Raw genomic sequence first — 21,476 nt, forward strand, 5'->3', positions numbered from 1 at the left:
CTTTGCACAGATGATTTAATTTATTGTGCGATAAGAAACGTTTATGCTGTGGCAAACGTTTACCTCTTTTCCTGGCAGGTTAGGCTATGTCCGAGCCATGGCGACGGTTACCCGCGCTATCCCTCAAGCAAATTCAGTACTTTGTGACCCTGGCGCAGCTACGACATTTCACCGATACCGCCAGCCGTCTGGCGATCAGCCAACCCGCGTTAAGCAGTGCGCTGCGGCAAGTCGAAACCGTGCTTGGCGGGAAGTTAGTCAATCGAACGGCCTCTGCGGTGACCCTGACGGAACTAGGCACGGCGATCCTGCCGCATGCGCAGCGGCTGCTGAATGTGGCTCACGCTACCTTTGATGATATGCAGCGCGTCATGTTGGCCGGAGGGGATGGCACGTTACGTATCGGTCTGGTGCCTTCGGTGAGCAACCTGCTGTTTCCTGCGGTACCGCGATTGCTGGCGCAACATTTCCCGCGTTTACGCGTAGAATTCCACGATCAAACCAATGATTCCCTGCTACTACAGTTGGAAAATGGGCAGATAGATTTCGGCATTGGGGCTTTGGACAGCTCGGTGCCAGATCGGCTTGAGATTTATCCGTTGCAGGAAGATCCGTTTGTGGCGGTGATGCATCGGGACGATCCTTTGGCGGATCCACATCATCTGCCCTGGCGGCAATTGGCTAACAGGGATATTGCAGTATTTTCGAAAGGGAATAGCAGTCGATTGGTGTCGGCATTGGCGGAAAGCCATCGTCTGAACTTAACGGCGCGTTATCAGGTCGATTTTCTGGAAACGCTGTATGGTTTGGTGCGGTCACAATTAGCGGTGGCTATTTTGCCGCAGCTTTATACGACGCATTTAAACGATGAAGAATTAACCGTTGTTCAATTACAACAGCCATTACTGAGCCGCACTGTGGCACTTATGCGCAGCGCAAAACAAAATCACTCGCCTTTAATTGAAAACTGTTTCCAGTTGCTACTGCACGATTTCCAACTCAGAGGCAAGTAAACTTGCATTTTTAAGATAATACTTAATCTGACCGACCATTGAAGCCGATAATATTATCGGCTCAACGCAAGGCTACTTTGATTATCTTACAAATTTCCAAACGGCGACCGGAATTTTATCGTACAGCTTGTTCATGGTCAGTTCGGCCAGGCGATGATCGGCGGCAGAGTAGAACAGCTCTAGTTCATCGTCAGAGAGTTCGTACTTATTTTTCTCGATCACGCGCTCAAGGGTTTCAATCGTGGTGCATTTACGCAAACGCATCAGATAGTCAATTTTTGTCATGATAACCTTTAGTCTTATTAACCATAAAATTATTTGAGGATAATTATCCCCTAAGTTTTCATCGTCGTACAGACGCCCTCTCCTGAGAACAATCTGAATGTGCGTGCCTTGGTTTTTTGCCAGCGACGCAAATCGGAGTCATTAATACCGTAACTGCTAAACAGCGTGTAGGTATCGTCGAGGTACTCTTCGACCAGTTCCGATAAATCACCTTCGTCCATGTATTTAATTTTAAAACTCATTACAAACGAAGCAATATGTTCGATCAGCTCATTAAGCTGCAGATTGACGGCAGACGTTGGATCGTTTACCCAGCCGTGATGACTGTCACCCAAGGTGGCGATGCCTTCGTCGTACAAATTTTCACATAAGAATTTGAGTTGAGCAATATCGTGCCTTTTAGGCGAATACTCATCCATATCATCCCCCGTCAGTCTTAATTTCGGTGTTGATAACACTCTGTGAGTACATTGACTTAACATCATATGCTGTAAAGCTTAGCTCAGGCTTAATAAACTTTCAGCATATTAAATATAAATCATTTTTTGCCATCTAGCTTGTTACTATTACCGAAACTTACAATTCGTCAGCGGTTGATGGCCGTGAGTTGTCGATAACCTCAAACACCAAACCCTTTTCCGTCAGGGTAAAAGTGACAGAATCATTTATGTATTCGTCACCACTGATATCCAGGCATCCGTTAAAAATCGACCACTGATAGCGGTAACTCATTGAATACTCGCTATTACTGATGCAGTTAATCTCAATGATTTCTAATGAGCCTTCCACATAGCGTGCATTCTCGGAGTAAAAGCTTAGCCCACTGGTGAGCGCCGGTACCAAGTCAGATAATTGATTACCGACCACTTTTCTTAATTGTTTCACAGAAAGTGTGTCTACTTCGGGACAACGGCTTAGCGTCACTAGCATTTGGATATCTGGTTGTATCATATTCTATGCCTCTATCTTACTCCTTTTCCAGCCTTGATGGGCAAACTTTTCACTGAATAACGCTTTTTTACCCAGCTTTGAGATTTTTACCGTTCGATAGTTCTGCTGCCCATCCAGCATCATCGGTTCGATAGCCTGGAAATGTTACGTTCCGTTGCATTATTCGCACTTGATTGACTTGAGAATTTCCAGCTTGTGTGATGTTATATTATTACATTTTGGTGATCTTTTTGGCGATAATCATGCTGCCTTTCCTTCCCGTAACCCTGTTTACTTCAGCCGCGGTTTTGCGCTGCGGTGCCGTTACTCTGTTGCTGATCCTGCTATGGCTAGCCATTGCGTGGGCGGTGGCACTGCCATGATGACGCTGCAAAATGCCATCGTGGGTTATGACCACACTCCTCTGTTTCCACCGTTATGCGGTCATTTTATCGCCGGTTCATTAACGGCGGTGATCGGCGTTAACGGCGCCGGTAAATCTACGTTATTGAAGTCGTTGGCCGGGTTGCACCCGCTGTTGGGTGGCAAGCTAAATTTTGCGGGCGGGAAGGCTCCGGCAATGGCTTATTTGCCACAACTGGCGGAGCTGGATCGTCAATTTCCTATTCTGGTTCAGGATCTGGTCGCCATGGGCTGCTGGCCGCAAAGCGGCCTGTTTGGCGGTATGAATAAATGCTCCAGGCAGCATATTGCCGGTGCCTTAGACACCGTCGGCATGAGTTCAATGGCCCGTGAGGCGGTGGGGGAGCTATCTGGTGGGCAGCTGCAACGCGTCCTATTTGCCCGTTTGTTGGTCCAGCAAGCGCCACTGATTTTACTGGATGAGCCCTTCACCGGCATCGATACGGCAACCACTCAGCTGCTGTTGCGGGTGATTGCGCAGTTACACCGGGAGGGAAGAACGGTGATTGCCGTATTGCACGATATGTCTACCGTAGCCAATCATTTCCCCGAAGCGCTGTTGCTCACCCCCGAACGCTGCCATTGGGATAACGCCGAACTAGTGTTGGCGCATTATTCGACGGCGGCTAATCAGAGGGGGGCCGCGTAATGACGCTACTCCATCTGCTGCTCGATCCTTTTGTCTCTTTCGGGTTTATGCGCCGGGCATTGGTAGCCTGCCTGGCAATATCGCTGGGTGCCGCACCACTAGGAGTGTTTTTATTGCTGCGCCGGATGAGCCTGGTGGGCGATGCGCTTTCTCATGCGGTATTACCCGGTGCAGCAATCGGCTATCTGATTTCCGGCATGTCGCTGGTAGCCATGGGCGTAGGGGGATTTATTGCCGGGTTGGCTGTGGCCATGCTGTCCGGGCTGGTGAGCCGCAAAACCCCGTTAAAAGAGGATGCCAGCTTTGCAGGTTTTTATCTGGGGTCGCTGGCGTTGGGCGTCACGCTGGTCTCTTTACGCGGATCTAGCGTTGATCTGCTGCACGTATTGTTTGGCTCGATCCTGGCGGTGGATGCGCAGGCGCTGGTTATGGTCGGCATTATCACCAGTATTTCGCTGATGATGCTGGCCATGCTGTATCGGGCTCTGGTGATTGAATCCTTTGACAGCACTTTTTTACGCGTAAGTTCGCCAGGTTTACTGGCGTGGATCCACGGGCTTTTTCTCGCCTTGGTGGTGATTAATCTGGTGGCCGGTTTTCAAATCCTTGGCACCCTGATGTCGGTGGGGCTGATGATGCTACCGGCGACCTGCGCCCGGTTCTGGGCACGAGATTTGCCGCAGACATTAGCCGTGGCTATCGGAATTGGGCTGCTCGCCAGCCTGGTTGGTCTGGAATGGTCCTACTACGCCTCATTACCCGCAGGCCCGGCAATTGTCCTCAGCGCCAGCGTGATGTTTTTAATGTCGATTTTGTTTGGGACGCGTGGCGGGATGTTGCGCCGTGCGCGTCATTGAGAAGTGCTATCTGCAAGGAGAAAACATGAAATCTTTACCCATAACGCTGGTGGCAGCTGCTCTGCTCGCCAGCCCCTTAGCGCAGGCGAAAACCGTTGAGGCCGTGGCCAGTTTTTCTATTCTTGGCGATATCGTCAAACAGGTGGGAGGTGAACATGTGAAGGTCAGCACGCTGGTTGGCCCGGATGGCGATCCGCACAGTTTTGAGCCATCGCCGCAAGACAGCAAGCAGTTGGCGCAGGCCGATGTGGTGTTTGTCAGCGGATTGGGGCTTGAAGGTTGGATCGATCGGTTGGTGAAGGCTTCAGGTTATCAGGGGCCGGTGATCACCGCATCCAGAGGGATCGCGTCGCGCAGCATGGAAGAAGAGGGTAAACAGGTCACCGATCCACACGCCTGGAACAGTATGAACAATGGCGTGCAGTATGCGACCAACGTGATGAATGCGCTGATTGCTGCGGATCCTGAAGACGCCGCCTATTTCCGCCAACGTGGTGTTGAATATATTCAACAACTTCGGCAGCTCGATGGTTGGGCCAAAGCCCAGTTCGCGGTGGTGCCACAGCAAAAACGCAAGGTGCTGACCAGCCATGATGCTTTCGGTTATTTTGGCCAAGAGTACGGCGTCACCTTCCTTGCCCCAGTCGGCTTTTCTACCGAGGCTGAAGCCAGTGCCAGCGATGTGGCCGGGCTGATCAAGCAGATCAGGCAGGAAAAGGTCAATGCCTACTTTATTGAGAACCAAACGGATCCGCGCTTGGTGAAGCAGATCGCGGCGGCAACAGGGGCGAAAGCGGGAGGTGAGTTGTATCCTGAAGCACTATCCAAACCACAAGGTCCGGCAGCCAGCTATGTGCAGGCATTCAAACACAACGTCGAGGCCATTGTTGGCAGCATGAAGTAAGTTTAATCCCCACCGTGTGCGGTGGGGTTTTCCCTTTGCAGTGGCATTTGCCAATAAAAAAGCCCCGTTGAGCAGCAACGGGGCTTTGGCTACCAATGACACTTTGGCTTAACGCTTCTTCTTACGTCCCTGTACCGCTTTATAACGCGGGTTGGACTTACAAATCACAAAGACGCGACCATGACGGCGCACAACTTTGCAATCCGGATGGCGACCCTTCGCCGAACGCAGTGAACTCAATACTTGCATCATCAACCCCGATTATTTTCTGCTGTTAACCAAATGGCCAAACCGCTGCTGGAAGCGCGCGGTGCTGCCTTCTTTTGAGAACTCTTTCTGCTTGCCGGTGTAGTACGGATGCGAAGCGGAAGAGACATCTATGGTGACGTAGGGCCAGCTTTTACCCTCAAGCTCGATAGTGCGATCGGTTTTGATGGTCGACCCCACCTTGAAGAAGGTATCGGCGCTGAGATCGTGAAATACCACGGTGCGGTAGTCTGGATGGATGCCTGTTTTCATGATGGCCTCAGGTGTTATGTTATACTATAACAATAATTATGCACCTCTCTGGGGTCGGGATCAACCCCCAAAATAGCGTTAATCAGCGTTGGGCTTATTGGCTAAATAGCAGACATAAAAAAGGCCGCTTGCGCGGCCTTGGTTTTCAGCAGGAAAGCATCAGTGATGCTTAACCGGATGAGCGTGTTCCAGATCTTCAGTCTTTTTGCTGAAGCGGCGGCGAACCACCACGAAGAACACCGGTACAAAGAAGATAGCCAAGACGGTAGCCGTCACCATCCCGCCCATTACGCCGGTACCTACTGCGTTCTGAGCGCCGGAGCCTGCGCCGCTGCTGATAACCAGCGGCATAACCCCGAGGATAAAGGCCAGTGACGTCATCAGGATTGGACGCAGACGCATACGCACCGCTTCCAAGGTTGATTCGACCAGCCCTTTACCTTCTTTATCCATCAGGTCCTTGGCGAACTCCACGATCAATATCGCGTTCTTCGCCGACAACCCAATAGTTGTCAACAGGCCTACCTGGAAGTAAACGTCATTTTCCAGCCCGCGCATGGTCGCGGCCAACAGGGCACCGATGACGCCCAGAGGCACAACCAACATAACGGAGAACGGAATCGACCAGCTCTCATACAGAGCAGCCAGACACAGGAACACCACAATCAGAGAGATGGCGTACAGTGACGGTGCCTGGTTACCGGATAGACGTTCCTGATAGGACATACCGGTCCAGTCATAGCCGACGCCGTTTGGCAGTTTCGCCGCCAGCTGTTCCATCATGTCCATCGCTTCACCGGTACTCTTACCCGGTGCAGCCTGGCCGAGGATTTCCATTGATGGCAGACCGTTGTAACGTTCCAGACGCGGTGAACCGTATTCCCATTTCGCCGTGGCGAAGGCGGAGAACGGAACCATCTGTCCGGTGCTACCACGCACATACCAGTTATTAATATCATCCGGCAACATACGGAACGGAGCTTCAGCCTGCACGTACACTTTCTTCACACGACCGCGGTCGATAAAGTCGTTCACATACGAGCCGCCCAGTGCGGTGCCGAGAGTGGTATTAATATCGCTCAGGGAAACGCCCAGTGTCTGTGCTTTTTCCTGATCGATGATCAGTTTGAACTGAGGCGTGTCTTCCAGACCGTTTGGACGCATTCCGACCAGCATGTCTGGATGTTCTGCCGCCATGCCCAACAGCTGGTTACGTGCTGCTGTCAGTTTTTCGTGACCCAGGTTAGCCTGATCGATCAACTGGAAGTCGAAGCCGGTCGCCGTCCCCAGTTCCACAATCGCTGGCAGGTTAAAGGCAAATACCAAACCGTCTTTAATCTGCGAGAAAGCTCCCATTGCACGGGCTGCAATAGCCGGCACCTTGTTCTCTTCACCTTTACGTTCAGACCAGTCTTTCAGGCTGACAAACGCCAAACCGGTGTTCTGACCCTGGCCGCTGAAGCCGAAGCCGTTAACGGTGAACACCGAGTTAATGTTATTGCCTTCTTTCTCGTGGTAGTAGCGGTTAACTTCGTCCAGAACTTTCTGGGTACGTTCCTGAGTGGCACCCGCTGGCATTTGTACCATGGTCAGCAGGATGCCCTGGTCTTCGTCCGGCAGGAACGAGGAAGGTAGGCGCAGGAACAGAAACGCCATGCCGACCACGATCAGCAGGTAGATCACCAGATAACGCCCAGTGCTACGCAGAATGTTCGCTACGCTATCGGTATAGTGATGGGTGCTCTTTTCAAACAGGCGGTTGAACCAGCCGAAGAAGCCAGTCTTGATGCCGTGATCGCCTTTCGGGATCGGTTTGAGCATGGTGGCACACAGCGCAGGCGTCAGGATCAACGCGACCAATACCGACAGCACCATGGCGGAAACGATGGTAATCGAGAACTGGCGATAGATTGCCCCGGTTGACCCACCGAAGAAGGCCATCGGGATAAATACCGCTGACAGCACCATGGCGATACCCACCAACGCGCCCTGGATCTGTTCCATCGATTTCTTGGTGGCTTCTTTTGGCGGCAGGCCTTCTTCAGCCATGACACGCTCGACGTTTTCTACCACCACGATGGCGTCATCCACCAGCAGGCCTATCGCCAGTACCATGCCGAACATCGTCAGGGTATTTATCGAGAAGCCAAACGCAGCCAGGATGGCGAACGTCCCCAGCAATACTACCGGCACGGCGATCGTCGGGATCAGCGTAGCGCGGAAGTTCTGCAAGAACAGATACATCACCAGGAATACCAGGATGATCGCTTCAATCAGGGTTTTTACCACTTCGTTAATGGAAATCTTAACGAACGGTGTGGTGTCATAAGGGTAAACAACTTTCAGACTTGCAGGGAAGAACGGTTCCAGTTTGGCCAGTTCTGCCTTGACTTCTGACGCTGTGTTCAGGGCGTTGGCACCGGTTGCCAGCTTGATACCGATACCGGCAGCAGGCTTACCGTTATAACGGGCAATGACGTTGTAGCTCTCACCGCCCAGTTCAACCTTGGCCACATCACTCAGGCGTACCTGCGAGCCGTCCGGATTGACTTTCAGCTGGATCTTGCTGAATTCCTCCGGCGAGGTCAGGCGGGTTTGCGCGATGATCGAGGCGTTCAGCTGTTGGCCTTTCACCGGTGGAGTACCACCGAGCTGGCCTGCAGCTACCTGGTTGTTCTGAACCTTGATCGCAGCGATAACATCGCCCGGGGTCAGTTGGAAGTTGTTCAGTTTGTTGGGATCAAGCCAGATACGCATTGCGTACTGGGAACCGAACAGTTGAACGTCACCCACACCAGAGGTACGGCTGATAGGATCCTTGATGTTGGAACCTACATAGTCCGCGATATCCTCTTGCGTCATGCTACCGTCTTCGGAAATAAAGCCCGCGACCATCAGGAAGCTGCTGCTTGATTTCTCAACGCTGACGCCCTGTTGCTGCACTTCTTGCGGCAGCAGCGGCATTGCCAGCTGCAGCTTGTTCTGTACCTGCACCTGAGCGATATCAGGATCGGTACCAGAGTTGAAGGTCAACGTAATCTGGACGTTACCGGACGAGTCACTGTTGGAGGACATGTACAGCAGGTTATCGATACCGTTCATATTCTGTTCGATAACCTGCGTCACGGTATCCTGCACCGTTTTGGCGTCAGCGCCCGGGTAGTTGGCGGAGATCGTGACTGCTGGTGGCGCAATGGTCGGATATTGCGCAATAGGCAGCTTCATGATCGACAAGATGCCCGCCAACATGATGATGATGGCGATTACCCATGCAAATATGGGGCGATCTATAAAGAACTTAGCCATGTATTACCGGCTCCTTTTTATGACTTCTTCTCGGGTTCAGACGCAGTCTGTGGCTTGCTATCAGCTTCTTGCGCTTTCACCTGAACGCCAGGTCTGATTTTCTGCAGGCCGGAAACAATGACGCGATCGCCCGGTTTCAAACCAGCCGTCACCAACCATTTGTCACCAATTGCCTGCGCGGCGGTCAGCGTACGCACTTCCACTTTATCGTCCGCACCTACAACCATCGCGGTAGCTTCGCCACGCGGGTTACGGGTGACGCCCTGTTGCGGAACCAGCAAGGCATCGGTACGCACGCCTTCGTCCAGACGGGCGCGCACGAACATACCTGGCAGCAAGGCATCGTTCGGGTTAGGGAAAATGGCACGAATAGTGATGGAACCGGTGGTTTCATCAACGGTCACGTCGGAGAATTCCAACGAGCCTTCTTGCGCATATTCCTGGCCGTTTTCCAGCAGCAGCTTCACTTTGGCTTTGCCGTTTTCCTGTTTCAGGGTGCCGTTAGCCAATTCCTGTTTCAGGCGCAGATAATCGTTGCTTGACTGGGTCACGTCGACATACATCGGATCCAGTTGCTGCACGGTAGCCAGTGCATTGGCCTGACCGGAAGTCACCAGCGCCCCTTCGGTTACCGATGAAAGGCCAATACGACCAGAGATTGGCGAAGTCACTTTGGTGTAAGCCAGGTTGATGCGTGCGGTTTCCACTGCGGCCTTGGCAGCGACCACGGACGCGTTAGCCTGCAGCAGGGTGGAGTTGGCGTTATCGAAGTCTTGCTTACTGATGTAGCTAGTACCCAGTAAAGGCTTGTAACGGTTGACCGTCAGACGCGCGATTTCTGCCGCGGCCTGGGCTTTGGCCAGATCGCCTTTGGCACTGTCATAGGCTGCTTGGTAGGTCGCTGGATCGATTTGATACAGTGAAACACCCGCCTTGATATCGCTGCCTTCAGTAAAGTTGCGTTTCAGGATGATGCCACTGACCTGAGGGCGAACTTCGGCGATGCGATATGCTGCGGTACGACCAGGAAGATCGGTAGTAATGTTGAGAGGTTCAGCCTTCAACGTCACCACACCCACGGCAGGAGCCTGGTGTTGGGCCTGTTGCTGGGTTTCTTTATCATTACATCCTGTAAGCACTAAGCTGCCTGAAAGCATCAGAACTGCCGCCAGAGGCGTTAACCCTCTGTTTTTGTTCATAGAAAAACCTCAAGTGTCCGATTTCAAATTGATCAATGGATCACAAGCTTTAAAACCCATTGCTGCGTTAATTTTATCTGCGTGCTATGGTACATACATTCGCGAATGTATGTAAATCACACCGCCCCTAAAAAACAACATCATGGCACGAAAAACCAAACAGCAGGCGCAAGAAACACGACAACAGATCCTCGACGCCGCAGTGAGGGAATTCTCCGAGCGTGGCGTTTCGGCAACATCTTTGACTGATATCGCAACCGCTGCCGGGGTTACGCGTGGTGCAATTTACTGGCACTTCAAAAATAAGGTAGACCTGTTTAATGAAGTTTGGGAGCTCTCAGAGTCGAAAATAGGCGATCTGGAGTTAGAGTATCAGGCAAAGTATCCTGATAATCCACTGCGTATTTTAAGAGAAATTCTGATTTATATTCTGACCGCTACGGTCGATGACTGTCGACGCCGGGCATTGATGGAGATCGTGTTCCATAAATGCGAATTTATCGGCGAAATGATGCCGTTGCATGACGCTCGCAAGGTGCTTTATCTTGAAGGCTATGAGCGTATCGAACGTGTTTTACGCAATAGTATGGAGCAGGGGCAACTCCCTACCGATCTGCATACTCGCCGGGCCGCAATCATCCTGCGTGCTTACATCACCGGCCTGATGGAGAACTGGCTGTTTATGCCGGAAAGCTTTGATCTCAAAGCCGAGGCGAGTATCTTGGTCGACAGCTTCCTCGAAATGGCGCAGCTTAGCCCTTCTTTGCGTGTGAACGCGCCAGCCCGCTAGACCTCGATAAGGAGAATCCCAATGTCATCTCTGTTACTGATTGCCAACGGTGCGGCTTATGGCCACGAATCGTTGTTCAATGCGCTACGTCTGGCCATCACCCTGAAAGAACAGCAGCCCGAGCTGCAGTTGAAGCTGTTTCTGATGTCCGATGCGGTCGTGGCGGGCATTGCCGGGCAGCAGCCGCGTGAAGGCTATCATTTGCAGCAGATGCTGGAGATTCTGACGGCGCAGCAGGTGCCGGTCAAACTGTGCAAAACCTGTGCCGATGCTCGTGGCGTCAGCCAACTGAAGCTGGCCGATGGCGTAGAAATTGGCACGCTGGTGGAGTTGGCCCAGTGGACGCTGGCGGCAGAAAAAGTGCTGACTTTCTAATATTGTAAGTGACTGGGGTTAACGCTCGCAGGTAACAACGCTGTAGCTTGAAAGACGACGGGGATTTGCGGTTCATCAACTGCAACGCTTTTCTTATTCATTGCTGACCTGCGATCGTGATAACCTTGGCGCTTCATTGTTAAACCGACGTTAAATCATGAGTCGCAGGCGTATTCTCCCCGTAGTTCAAACTGTTTCCTTGTCTTACGCTGCGGGCCAATTCCGCATTATTACGCTATGGTTTTTGTTGGCGGCGGCGCTGGTTCTGCCTTTGGGCTCGTTCGCTGCGCAGAGCGGCGATCTCCCCGCGCGTAGCGATATTCAGAGCCAGATAGAAACGCTGAACAAGCAAAAAAATCTGACGCCGGTCGAAAAACAATCCTTGCAGGATTTAACCCGCACGATGGAGTTGCTTGATCGCCTCGATCGCACCAGGCAAGAGTTCAATCAGCTTAAACAGCAGGTTCAGCAGGCACCGGCCAAATTACAGCAGGTCACGCGAGATCTGGAGTCGCTGAAGAACCCTGCTGATGAAGCGGTAACGCGAGCCGAATTGCTGCCGCTTTCCCTGCGCCAGTTGGAAAACCGCCTATACCAAACGTTGGACGACCTGCAGGACACCCAGGAAAGCCTCTCGACCTACAACAGCCAGCTCATCTCATTACAGACCCAGCCCGAACGTGTGCAGAGCAGTATGTACACCGCTTCCCAGCGCTTACAGGAAATCCGTAACCTCCTTAGCAATCGTGCGCCGGGGCAAGAGGTATTACGCAACACCCAGCAGGTCATGCTCAATACGGAGCAGGTGTTGCTGAATGCCGAGATAGACCTGCAACGCAGAAGCCTGGAAGCCAATACCACGCTACAAGATCTACTCCAGAAGCAGCGTGATTATACCACCATGAACATCGACGCCCTGGACCACCGGGTGCAGGTATTGCAGGATGTGGTAAACAGCAAACGGCTGACACTGTCGGAAAAGACGGCGAAAGAGGCGCAGAATCCGGAGGATGCCAGCGATATCCAGAGCGACAAGCTGGTGAGTAAAGAGCTGAACATCAACCGGCAAATCAGCCAGCGGCTGATCACCGCCACGCAAGAGAGCAATACCCTGTTCCAGCAAAATATTCAGGTAAAAAACTGGCTCGATCGCGGCCTGCAATCGGAACAAAACCTGAAAGAGCAGATCCAGGTGCTGAAGGGCAGCCTGGTGCTATCACGCATTCTTTATCAGCAGCAGCAAAACCTGCCGCCGGGCACGCTGGTGGCGGATATGAGCACTCAGATCGCGGATTTGCGGCTGGAGCAGTTTGAGATCAACCAGCAGCGCGATGAGTTGTTCAAGGGCGATGACTTCATCAATAAACTGGTGGCGGACAGCAAGGAAAAGGCCAACGGTGACGTGCTTGATGCCTTGAGTGAAATTGTCGACATGCGCCGTGAGCTGCTCGATCAACTGAATAAGCAGCTCAATAACCAACTGTCGTTGGCTATCAATCTGCAGATTAATCAACAGCAACTGACCAGCGTCTACAGCTCGGTACAGGACACGCTGACCCAGCAGATTTTCTGGGTTAACAGTAACAAGCCTATCGATTTCGCTTGGCTCAAGGGGCTGCCTGGCGCGGTGAAAGAACAACTGGCCGGGCTGGATTTTAAATTCGAACCCGGACAGTTGCTGTTGGGCGGACTACATGCCCTGGTGTTCCTGATCCCATTGCTGGTAGTGATTGGCCTACTGCGCTGGCGCTACCGCCTGATTGACAGGCATCTGCAAAAGCTGGCCAATGATGTCGGCCAGCTAAAGCGTGATAGCCAACTGCATACGCCGAAAGCCATTCTGCTCACCTTATTAAAGGTGTTACCGGGTTCTTTACTGCTGCTCGGTGCCGGGTTCTGGTTCTATCGGGCCGATTTCAGCATCAGCGATTTTATCTGGGCCTTGTCACAACAGTTGGCGCTGTTCTGGCTGGTATTTGGCTTCACTTTCCGCATGCTGGCCCCCGAAGGTATTTCACAGAGGCATTTTACTATCCCGGCCGATCGCTGTGCGCACTATCGTCGACAGACCTTCAGGTTGGGTCTTGCCCTGTTACCACTGATCTTCTGGTCGGTTCTGGGTGAAAAAGCGCCGCTGCGATTGGTTGAGGATGTTATTGGCCAGGTGGTGGTGATCCTGACGTTAGCGCTATTAGCGGTGCTGGTATTCCCCATCTGCCGCGACCATTGGCGTGAAAAAGACTCCCATAAAGTACGGTTGCTGATGGTCACCGCTCTGGCTGCCACGCCGGTTATCCTGCTAGGGCTGATGTTTGCCGGTTACTTCTATACCACGTTACGTTTGGCTGGCCGTTGGATCGATAGCCTGTACCTGTATTTCCTGTGGAATATCGTTTATCTGGCGGCGATCCGTGGCCTGAGCGTCGCAGCTCGTCGGTTGGCCTACCGCCGTGCCCTGGCGCGCCGCCAAAGCCTGGCTAAAGAGAAAGAGGGAGCCGAAGGCAACGAGCCGGTAGAGGAGCCCCCTCTGGCGCTGGATCAAATCAACCAGCAGTCGCTGCGTTTGACTACTATGGTGTTGTTCCTGATCTTCGCCAGTGCGTTTTATGCGATATGGTCGGATCTGGTAACGGTGATCTCCTACCTCGACAGCGTTACCCTATGGCATTACTCCAGCAGTGTGGCGGGCAGTGTGATCCCCCAGGCGGTGACGCTGGGTAACATGATGGTGGCCGTCTTGGCGGTGATCGTTGCTTACGTCATGACGCGTAACCTGCCCGGTTTGCTGGAAGTACTGGTGTTATCTCGCCTGCAGCTGCGACAGGGGGCGTCTTACGCCATCACCACCATTCTGACCTATCTGATCACGGCGGTGGGCACCATCACCGCATTAGGATCGCTAGGCGTCTCTTGGGACAAACTCCAGTGGCTGGTGGCGGCGCTGTCGGTAGGCTTGGGGTTCGGTTTACAGGAAATCTTTGCCAACTTCGTTTCCGGCCTGATTATCCTGTTTGAACGCCCGGTGCGGATCGGCGATACCATTACCATCGGCACGTACTCCGGGACGGTCAGCAAGATCCGTATTCGCGCGACCACCATTACGGACTTTGACCGTAAAGAAGTGATCATTCCTAACAAAGCGTTTGTCACCGAGCGGCTGATTAACTGGTCACTGTCAGACACCATTACCCGTGTGTTGATTAAAGTGGGGGTGGCCTATGGCTCTGATCTGGACAAGGTCAAGGCGGTGCTGTTGCAAGCGGCGCATGAAAACCCGCGCGTGATGACGGATCCTGAGCCGATGGTCTTTTTCCTCAACTTTGGCGCCAGCACGCTGGATCATGAACTGCGGTTGTACGTGCGTGAGCTGCGCGATCGCAGCTATACCGTGGATGAGTTGAACCGGGCGATTGACCGCCTATGCCGTGAGAACGATATTAATATCGCCTTTAACCAGTTGGAAGTGTATCTGCATAACCAGCAGGGTAACGAAGTGCAGGAGGTCAAACGGGCGCAGGTTCCAGGCATCGGTGAGCAACCTGCGGTGTAGGAACCAGATGATAACGCTAGCGGGCCATGATCATTGGCCCGTGGGCAAATACGGTGAGGTGATGCCCGCACGCTGCATCTTTTCCTGATAGTCTTTTCTGACAATGTCCAGCGCGGCCAGCGCCGTTGCCGGATCGATCTCGTTGCATTCCAGCAGGTAAATCAAGTCTACCGCCAGTTGTAATTCTGGGGAGGCATTCTCTAGCGACATAAGTCCAACGTTTGTGTGAGTAAAGGGATCTTCCCGTGTTTTAAACGCAGGAGAGACGAGATTGTGCTTTGGCTGAGTATAGTGAACCTGGCGCGGGGAGGGGAATAATCATTAAAATAATGTGACAAATATTCAAAAACCGTTTTCTTTTCGCTCGATACTGCGCTCTATGCGTGCCAACGCTTGCCGACAACGCACTAATCTGCCTTCGAATGCGGCCAGTTCCTGTTGTAATTTCTTCTGCGCGGCGAAGGTGGTTTGTTGCCCTAAAAGACTTTCGCGGTCCTGGATCATGGCGATCAGGCGGCGTTCATAATCCTGATGTTCGGCGAGCTTGTGGTACAAATCGACCACCGCCACTTCCTTCGGCTGATTTTTACGCCGTATCGTCTGGGTCGCCATTTCGCGCTGTAACGCGGTGAGCTGTGCCACCAGCTTTTCCGCCAGAAAGGCGACGTGAGCGGTACGGCTGTCTTTTACCGCCGTTTGTAGCTGGGCAAAGTTCTTTTGTATCTCGGCCAGATAATCTCGTAACCGCGTGCCGTGGTTGGAGAACAGGGCAACGTCAAACCGCGCCTGCGAGATCGGGGTATCACCTCGCGGTTGGATTTCGCTGGCCAGGGCGGCGATCTGTTGTTCAAGCGCCTGTAATAAGCGGTGCGTAGTCACGTGAGATCCTTCGATAAGGCAGTAGGTGCCTAAGCTTGCCCGTGAAAGAGAGATGAGACAAGCTTCGGATGGATAAAGCCGCCAACTGGCAGCATTATGGCCAAGGATGCTACAGTAAACGGGCCATCACGATAGGTAAGGGCAGGCATGACTCGTTGGTTGTTGATTATACTGGGTTGGTTAGCCGTGGTGCTGGCAACGTTGGGTGTGGTGTTGCCACTACTGCCAACGACCCCATTTCTGTTGTTGGCTGCCTGGTGCTTTGCACGTTCTTCACCGCGGTTTCATCATTGGTTGCTGTATCGCTCCTGGTTCGGTTCTTATTTGCGCCATTGGCAACAGCATAAGGCGTTACCGCCCGGAGCCAAGTGGAAAGCGGTGCTGGTTATTGTAGTGATGTTTGCCGCTTCCCTCTGGTTGGTGAACCTTTGGTGGGTGCGAGGCGTACTGCTGGCTATCCTGGTTATTTTGCTGACCTTTATGCTCCGGCTGCCAGTTATTGACCTGCCGCAACAAAAACAGCGCTGATCGTGCGGCGTCAGTTGCATTTATCCGCCATTTTGCATAGATTTGGGCGTTTTCGTGCGCAGGTTTCCTCCCGCCGTATTTTTGTTCAAGGCGTGGTAGTTGAAGGCCTGTGTGGAAGTTATCAGGTAGTTTTATCAGGCAATAACTATGACCGCGACTGCGCAACAGCTTCAGTATATTAGAGACAGTATCAAAACCATTCCCGACTATCCAAAGCCGGGTATTCTGTTCCGTGATGTGACCAGCCTGTTGGAAAACCCGCTGGCGTATGCTTCCAGCATTGAACTGCTGGTTGAACGTTACCGCGATACGGGCGTCACCAAGGTGGTGGGTACTGAAGCGCGTGGTTTCCTGTTCGGCGCACCGGTGGCGTTGGCGCTGGGCGTTGGCTTTGTGCCGGTACGCAAACCGGGCAAATTGCCGCGTGCGACGCTGAGCGAAAGCTATGAGCTGGAATACGGCACCGACAAGCTGGAAATTCACACCGATGCCATCGTTGCTGGCGACAAAGTACTGGTCGTTGACGATTTGCTGGCCACAGGTGGCACGATCGAAGCCACCGCTACGCTGATCCGCCGTTTGGGTGGTGAAGTGACAGACGCGGCATTCATCATCAACCTGCCGGACCTCGGGGGCGAAACGCGCCTGAATAATCTGGGTATCAATTGCTACTGCCTGCTCGATTTCGCTGGGCATTGATACCTTCGATAGACAACCCCGTGGTTCGCTGCGGGGTTGACGTATAACCACGACTTCCCCGTATTCTCCGCTGTATTCTATCCTCATCAATTTCTTGCTGAAAACACCAAGGTTCTGGCTCGCGGCAACATTTTAACCCACGGCCTCATATGATAAAGTCCATTCAGGCATGGTTGAAAAGTGATCGATTGTGAAAAAAAACAGCAAACTCAATTTACACGATGCGGTATTCAAACAGTTTCTAATGCACCCAGGGACAGCACAGGATTTCCTCGAAATCCATCTGCCAGGAGAACTACGCAAGATTTGCGACCTCAGCACTCTGAAGCTTGAATCCGGCTCTTTTGTTGAGGACGATCTACGCCAGTATTTCAGTGATGTTCTCTATAGCCTGAAAACCGCGGCGGGCGATGGCTACATTCATGTGCTTATCGAACATCAGTCAACGCCAGATCAACATATGGCCTTCAGGCTGCTGCGTTACGCCATTGCCGCCATGCAGCGTCATCTTGCGGCCGGGCACAAAAAGCTACCCCTGGTTATTCCTATACTGTTCTACACTGGCAAACGTAGCCCGTACCCGTATTCAACCAACTGGCTGCAGGAGTTTGACGCTCCTGAGCTGGCGAAAAAAATCTACGGTGCCGATTTTCCTGTGGTGGATGTCACTGTCATTCCCGATGATGAAATTATGAATCACCGCAGCATGGCCGCACTGACGCTGTTACAGAAACATATCCACCAACGCGACATCACAGAGCTGACTGACCGGTTAGCGACCATCCTGATGGCGGGATATCTTTCTTCGCAACAGGTGATATCGTTGGTACACTATTTAGTACAGGCTGGCGAAACCGCCGACGCAGAAGCCTTTGTACGCGAGCTGGCACAACGAGTGCCCGAACACGGAGACGAACTAATGACTATTGCAAAACAGCTGGAGCAGAAAGGCAGAATTGCAGGTCGAGAAGAGGGCCGAATTGCTGGGCTTGAAGAAGGCCGCGAAGAAGGCGTTCTGCTGGGTAAGCTGGACGTAGCCCGTAGCCTGCTCAAAATGGGCATGGCTCGTGAGGCCGTGCTTGAGGCAACGGGTTTGACCGAAGACGAGCTGGCCCAGATCCGCCACTAAAGCTTTAACGGCTGGCGTTCGTTGGCCGTTCCACCTTGTATCGTGATGGCCTTATTTTCAGAGGCAGCCGGTTACTGCCTGGTTAGCTAAAACTGCAAAAAGCCAGTTTCAGACGGCCGATAAAGCCCCATAGATAGCTCTTCACTGTCAAACACAGTATAAATTCTTTCAGGTGGTTAACCCTCGCCAAGGTGTTTCCCTGTCATTGACTGGCCACCAGGCTCGCGTCTGACAGGCATGATGCAAAGTTATAGGAATGACGGCGGGCGTACTGTTACACTAAAGTGTGCGTGGCCATCGGACGATAAAGGGTATCGGTTCAACCTCGGTACCCAGCAGGCCGCCCACATGGCAATGTCCTCGACGTTGTGATGTACTACTTGGGTTGAAATTACTCCATAAATCAGTGATGAAGTCTTAATGAGCTATCAGGTTCTTGCCCGTAAGTGGCGCCCCCAAACGTTTGCAGAGGTTGTCGGACAAGAGCATGTCCTGACGGCGCTGGCTAATGGCCTCTCTCTGGGGCGGATCCATCACGCCTATCTGTTCTCCGGCACACGCGGCGTGGGTAAAACCACCATTGCGCGGCTGCTGGCCAAAGGTTTGAACTGCGAAACAGGCATTACCGCGACGCCCTGTGGCCAATGTGATAACTGTCGTGAGATTGAGCAGGGGCGCTTTGTCGATCTGATCGAGATCGATGCCGCCTCCAGAACCAAAGTGGAAGATACTCGCGATCTGCTCGATAACGTGCAATACGCCCCGGCGCGCGGCCGTTTCAAGGTCTACCTGATCGATGAAGTCCACATGCTCTCGCGCCACAGCTTCAATGCGTTGCTGAAAACGCTGGAAGAGCCGCCTGCGCACGTCAAGTTCCTATTGGCAACCACCGATCCGCAGAAGCTGCCGGTCACTATTCTTTCCCGCTGCCTGCAATTCCATCTTAAAGCGATGGACGTGGAACAGATCCGCACGCAGTTGGAAACCGTCTTGCTGGCAGAGCACATCACCAGCGATGCCCGCGCGTTGCAACTGCTGGCGCGCGCCGCCGATGGCAGTATGCGTGATGCCCTCAGCCTGACCGACCAGGCGATTGCCATGGGGCAAGGGCAGGTGACGACCGACACCGTCAGCCAGATGCTGGGGACGTTGGATGATGAGCAGCCGCTGGCCATCCTGGAAGCCCTGGTGAGTGCCGACGGCGAAAAAGTGATGGCGCAGGTCGCCCAGGCAGCGTCACGCGGTGTGGATTGGGAAAACCTGCTGGTGGAAACACTGGCGCTGCTGCACCGCATTGCGATGGTGCAACTGCTGCCTGCGGTGCTGGATAACCATTACGCTGCGATTGAGCAGCGGTTACGTGAGCTGGCGCGCACCCTGCCGCCAACGGACGTACAGCTTTACTACCAAACCTTGCTGGTTGGCCGCAAAGAGCTGGCCTATGCCCCGGATCGCCGTATGGGCGTTGAGATGACCCTGCTACGCGCGCTGGCGTTTCACCCAAAAGCGGTGATCCCTGAGCCGGTGGCCATGGTGCAGATCGCGCCGGCGCAGCCGCAGGGGAATATGGCCGTTGCGCCACCTTCTGCCTATCCAGATGCCCCGCCCCCCTTAGGGCAGGCTGCACAGCCGCAGAATACTCAACCAACAAATTTACCGGATGCTACCGCGCAGCTACTTAAAGCGCGAACCCAGTTGCTGCGGCAACAGGGGGCATCCACCGCAAAAAAGAATGAGCCGGCGGCGCCAGGAATAGCGCGGCCGGCTAACTCGGCACTAGAGCGTTTAGCCTCGGTAACCGAACGCAGCCAGAAGCGTCAGGCCGAAAAGATCGTGACGGAGAAACCGGCCAAGCCGGAGGCTTATCGCTGGCGCGCGCTTACCGAACCTGAAGCCGCGCCGGAACCGCTGGCCACGCCAAAAGCGTTGCGTACGGCGCTCGAACATGAAAAAACGCCTGAGCTGTCGGCTAAACTGGTGGTTGAGTCCATCGAGCGCGATCCTTGGGCGGCAGAGATCGACCAGCTAAAAATACCGAAACTGGTGCAGCAACTGGCGTTAAACGCCTTTAAGCAACAGCTGGCACCGGACAGCATTTGTCTCCACCTGCGGTCTTCGCAGCGTCATCTGAACTCGCCTTCGGCGCAGAAGACGCTTGCGCAGGCACTCAGTGAGTTACATGGCCGCACGGTTGAACTCAGCGTGGTGGAAGACGATAATCCGGCGGAGCGGACTCCGCTGGAGTGGCGGCAAGCCATTTATGAAGAAAAACTGGCACAGGCTCGCCAGTCCATCGTTGCGGATACCAATATCCAGACCCTGCGTCGGTTCTTCGATGCAGATCTGGATGAAGAGAGTATTCGCCCTATTTAACGCGGCGCACAGTGCGCGGCCAATGCTATGAGAGACGACTATGTTTGGTAAAGGCGGTATGGGTAATCTGATGAAGCAAGCCCAGCAAATGCAGGAAAAGATGCAGCAGATGCAGGAAGAAATTGCCAAATTGGAAGTGACTGGTGAATCCGGCGCAGGCCTGGTGAAAGTGACCATCAACGGGGCGCATAACTGCCGCCGGGTAGAAATTGACCCAAGCCTGATGGAAGACGACAAAGAGATGCTGGAAGATCTGATTGCTGCTGCTTTCAATGACGCAGCACGTCGCATCGAAGAAACCCAGAAAGAGAAGATGGCGTCGGTTTCCAGCGGGATGCAGTTGCCGCCAGGCTTTAAGATGCCGTTCTGATGCAAACCAGCCCGCTCCTTGAATCATTGATGGAGGCACTGCGCTGCCTGCCGGGCGTTGGCCCGAAGTCGGCGCAGCGTATGGCGTTCCAACTGCTGCAGCGCGATCGCAGCGGCGGGATGCGGTTGGCACAGGCGCTGACCCGTGCCATGTCGGAGATCGGCCACTGTGCCGATTGCCGTACCTTCACCGAGCAGGATACCTGCACCATCTGCAATAATGTGCGCCGCCAGCAAAACGGCCAGATTTGCGTAGTGGAGAGCCCGGCGGATATTCACGCCATTGAGCAGACCGGCCAGTTTGCCGGGCGCTACTTTGTGCTGATGGGCCATCTGTCACCGTTAGACGGCATTGGCCCAGGCGATATCGGCCTGGACCGGCTGGAGCAACGGCTGGAGAAGGAAACCATCACCGAAGTGATCCTGGCCACCAACCCGACGGTGGAAGGGGATGCTACGGCCAACTACATCGCCGAGATGTGTGGCCAATATGGCGTACTTGCCAGCCGCATTGCTCACGGGGTCCCGGTGGGTGGTGAACTGGAAATGGTGGATGGCACCACGCTGTCGCACTCCCTGGCCGGACGCCACGCGATCAAATTCTGATGATTCTGTACGGGGCAGCCCTCTGCCCCGTAATTCAGTTGACAAAAAATTCCCCGCCAGCCGCTTGAAAAACCACAGAGTTAACCCCATCTG

General features: G+C 53.4%; 22 protein-coding genes and 1 other annotated feature. Of the genes, 13 read left to right on the top strand and 9 right to left on the bottom strand.

Going from position 1 to position 21,476, the window contains the following annotated elements; genetic code table 11:
• The first annotated feature begins 86 nt into the window (after positions 1 to 86).
• Entirely contained in the window at positions 87 to 1,013 is a 927-nt protein-coding gene (locus ACKWMY_RS00160; protein WP_024528392.1) for a LysR family transcriptional regulator, read from the top strand.
• A gap of 81 nt (positions 1,014 to 1,094) precedes the next feature.
• Here the strand turns inward: ACKWMY_RS00160 and ACKWMY_RS00165 are convergent, their stop codons facing one another.
• The 3 genes from ACKWMY_RS00165 to ACKWMY_RS00175 all read right to left on the bottom strand — a co-directional run bounded on the left by ACKWMY_RS00165 (position 1,095) and on the right by ACKWMY_RS00175 (position 2,228).
• On the bottom strand, positions 1,095 to 1,298 hold the full coding sequence (locus ACKWMY_RS00165; RefSeq protein ID WP_021180142.1) for an HHA domain-containing protein: 204 nt from the start codon (positions 1,296 to 1,298) through the stop codon (positions 1,095 to 1,097).
• A gap of 50 nt (positions 1,299 to 1,348) precedes the next feature.
• Positions 1,349 to 1,717: an Hha toxicity modulator TomB gene (tomB, locus tag ACKWMY_RS00170; RefSeq protein WP_021180141.1), complete on the bottom strand. Its 369-nt coding sequence runs from the start codon at positions 1,715 to 1,717 to the stop codon at positions 1,349 to 1,351.
• Positions 1,718 to 1,874: 157 nt separating this feature from the next.
• A complete protein-coding gene (locus tag ACKWMY_RS00175; protein ID WP_024528393.1) occupies positions 1,875 to 2,228 on the bottom strand; it encodes a hypothetical protein in 354 nt (117 codons plus the stop codon).
• 379 nt (positions 2,229 to 2,607) lie between these two features.
• Here ACKWMY_RS00175 and ACKWMY_RS00180 point away from each other — a divergent pair, with 379 nt between their 5' ends.
• Genes ACKWMY_RS00180 through ACKWMY_RS00190 form a run of 3 tightly spaced genes read left to right on the top strand, consistent with a single transcriptional unit; the run spans position 2,608 to position 5,061 of the window.
• The gene (locus tag ACKWMY_RS00180) at positions 2,608 to 3,300 is read left to right on the top strand and encodes a metal ABC transporter ATP-binding protein (protein ID WP_211134882.1); all 693 of its coding nucleotides are present in this window, start codon (positions 2,608 to 2,610) and stop codon (positions 3,298 to 3,300) included.
• On the top strand, positions 3,300 to 4,157 hold the full coding sequence (locus ACKWMY_RS00185) for a metal ABC transporter permease (protein ID WP_024528395.1): 858 nt from the start codon (positions 3,300 to 3,302) through the stop codon (positions 4,155 to 4,157). Before ACKWMY_RS00180 ends, ACKWMY_RS00185 begins: the two co-directional genes overlap by 1 nt.
• A gap of 25 nt (positions 4,158 to 4,182) precedes the next feature.
• On the top strand, positions 4,183 to 5,061 hold the full coding sequence (locus ACKWMY_RS00190; RefSeq protein ID WP_409485703.1) for a metal ABC transporter solute-binding protein, Zn/Mn family: 879 nt from the start codon (positions 4,183 to 4,185) through the stop codon (positions 5,059 to 5,061).
• A gap of 108 nt (positions 5,062 to 5,169) precedes the next feature.
• On the opposite strand, the gene ykgO is transcribed toward ACKWMY_RS00190, so the two are convergent.
• The 4 genes from ykgO to sdeX all read right to left on the bottom strand — a co-directional run bounded on the left by ykgO (position 5,170) and on the right by sdeX (position 10,085).
• Positions 5,170 to 5,310: a type B 50S ribosomal protein L36 gene (ykgO, locus tag ACKWMY_RS00195; protein WP_021805462.1), complete on the bottom strand. Its 141-nt coding sequence runs from the start codon at positions 5,308 to 5,310 to the stop codon at positions 5,170 to 5,172.
• Between the two features lie 12 nt (positions 5,311 to 5,322).
• Positions 5,323 to 5,580, bottom strand: a complete 258-nt coding sequence (locus tag ACKWMY_RS00200; RefSeq protein WP_065686283.1) for a type B 50S ribosomal protein L31 — start codon at positions 5,578 to 5,580, stop codon at positions 5,323 to 5,325.
• A 159-nt stretch (positions 5,581 to 5,739) separates the two neighbouring features.
• Positions 5,740 to 8,886: a multidrug efflux RND transporter permease subunit AcrB gene (gene acrB / locus ACKWMY_RS00205; protein ID WP_024528398.1), complete on the bottom strand. Its 3,147-nt coding sequence runs from the start codon at positions 8,884 to 8,886 to the stop codon at positions 5,740 to 5,742.
• Positions 8,887 to 8,903: 17 nt separating this feature from the next.
• A complete protein-coding gene (sdeX, locus tag ACKWMY_RS00210; protein ID WP_024528399.1) occupies positions 8,904 to 10,085 on the bottom strand; it encodes a multidrug efflux RND transporter periplasmic adaptor subunit SdeX in 1,182 nt (393 codons plus the stop codon).
• 142 nt (positions 10,086 to 10,227) lie between these two features.
• Between sdeX and acrR the strand changes: the two genes are divergently transcribed.
• The 3 genes from acrR (at position 10,228) to mscK (ending at position 14,800) form a co-directional block, all read left to right on the top strand.
• Positions 10,228 to 10,875: a multidrug efflux transporter transcriptional repressor AcrR gene (acrR, locus tag ACKWMY_RS00215; RefSeq protein ID WP_024528400.1), complete on the top strand. Its 648-nt coding sequence runs from the start codon at positions 10,228 to 10,230 to the stop codon at positions 10,873 to 10,875.
• Between the two features lie 21 nt (positions 10,876 to 10,896).
• Positions 10,897 to 11,250, top strand: coding sequence for a DsrE/DsrF/TusD sulfur relay family protein (locus tag ACKWMY_RS00220; RefSeq protein WP_024528401.1), 354 nt, complete (start codon positions 10,897 to 10,899; stop codon positions 11,248 to 11,250).
• Positions 11,251 to 11,407: 157 nt separating this feature from the next.
• A complete protein-coding gene (gene mscK, locus ACKWMY_RS00225) occupies positions 11,408 to 14,800 on the top strand; it encodes a mechanosensitive channel MscK (RefSeq protein ID WP_199063371.1) in 3,393 nt (1,130 codons plus the stop codon).
• 30 nt (positions 14,801 to 14,830) lie between these two features.
• Here the strand turns inward: mscK and rsmS are convergent, their stop codons facing one another.
• Both rsmS and priC read right to left on the bottom strand, forming a co-directional pair.
• Positions 14,831 to 15,010: a pleiotropic regulatory protein RsmS gene (rsmS, locus tag ACKWMY_RS00230; RefSeq protein WP_024528403.1), complete on the bottom strand. Its 180-nt coding sequence runs from the start codon at positions 15,008 to 15,010 to the stop codon at positions 14,831 to 14,833.
• Positions 15,011 to 15,142: 132 nt separating this feature from the next.
• A complete protein-coding gene (gene priC, locus ACKWMY_RS00235; protein WP_024528404.1) occupies positions 15,143 to 15,679 on the bottom strand; it encodes a primosomal replication protein PriC in 537 nt (178 codons plus the stop codon).
• Between the two features lie 147 nt (positions 15,680 to 15,826).
• Here priC and ACKWMY_RS00240 point away from each other — a divergent pair, with 147 nt between their 5' ends.
• From ACKWMY_RS00240 to recR, 6 genes are all read left to right on the top strand, one after another.
• Positions 15,827 to 16,207, top strand: coding sequence for a DUF454 family protein (locus ACKWMY_RS00240; protein ID WP_409485704.1), 381 nt, complete (start codon positions 15,827 to 15,829; stop codon positions 16,205 to 16,207).
• 147 nt (positions 16,208 to 16,354) lie between these two features.
• Entirely contained in the window at positions 16,355 to 16,906 is a 552-nt protein-coding gene (gene apt, locus ACKWMY_RS00245; protein ID WP_021180126.1) for an adenine phosphoribosyltransferase, read from the top strand.
• Between the two features lie 190 nt (positions 16,907 to 17,096).
• Positions 17,097 to 18,035, top strand: coding sequence for an Rpn family recombination-promoting nuclease/putative transposase (locus ACKWMY_RS00250; RefSeq protein WP_370573146.1), 939 nt, complete (start codon positions 17,097 to 17,099; stop codon positions 18,033 to 18,035).
• A gap of 420 nt (positions 18,036 to 18,455) precedes the next feature.
• On the top strand, positions 18,456 to 20,408 hold the full coding sequence (dnaX, locus tag ACKWMY_RS00255) for a DNA polymerase III subunit gamma/tau (RefSeq protein ID WP_024528405.1): 1,953 nt from the start codon (positions 18,456 to 18,458) through the stop codon (positions 20,406 to 20,408).
• Positions 19,741 to 19,805: a sequence feature (DnaX frameshifting element), on the top strand. Its footprint overlaps the gene before it by 65 nt.
• 40 nt (positions 20,409 to 20,448) lie before the next feature.
• Positions 20,449 to 20,778 carry a YbaB/EbfC family nucleoid-associated protein gene (locus tag ACKWMY_RS00260; RefSeq protein ID WP_021180123.1) on the top strand — a complete coding sequence of 110 codons (330 nt, stop codon included), beginning with the start codon at positions 20,449 to 20,451 and terminating at the stop codon, positions 20,776 to 20,778.
• Positions 20,778 to 21,383: a recombination mediator RecR gene (recR, locus tag ACKWMY_RS00265; RefSeq protein WP_024484410.1), complete on the top strand. Its 606-nt coding sequence runs from the start codon at positions 20,778 to 20,780 to the stop codon at positions 21,381 to 21,383. The genes ACKWMY_RS00260 and recR overlap by 1 nt, the downstream gene beginning before the upstream one ends.
• The last annotated feature ends 93 nt before the right edge of the window (positions 21,384 to 21,476 follow it).

This window comes from Serratia sp. J2 (genome assembly GCF_046269175.1).
GTDB classification, from domain to species: Bacteria; Pseudomonadota; Gammaproteobacteria; order Enterobacterales; family Enterobacteriaceae; genus Chania; species Chania fonticola_C.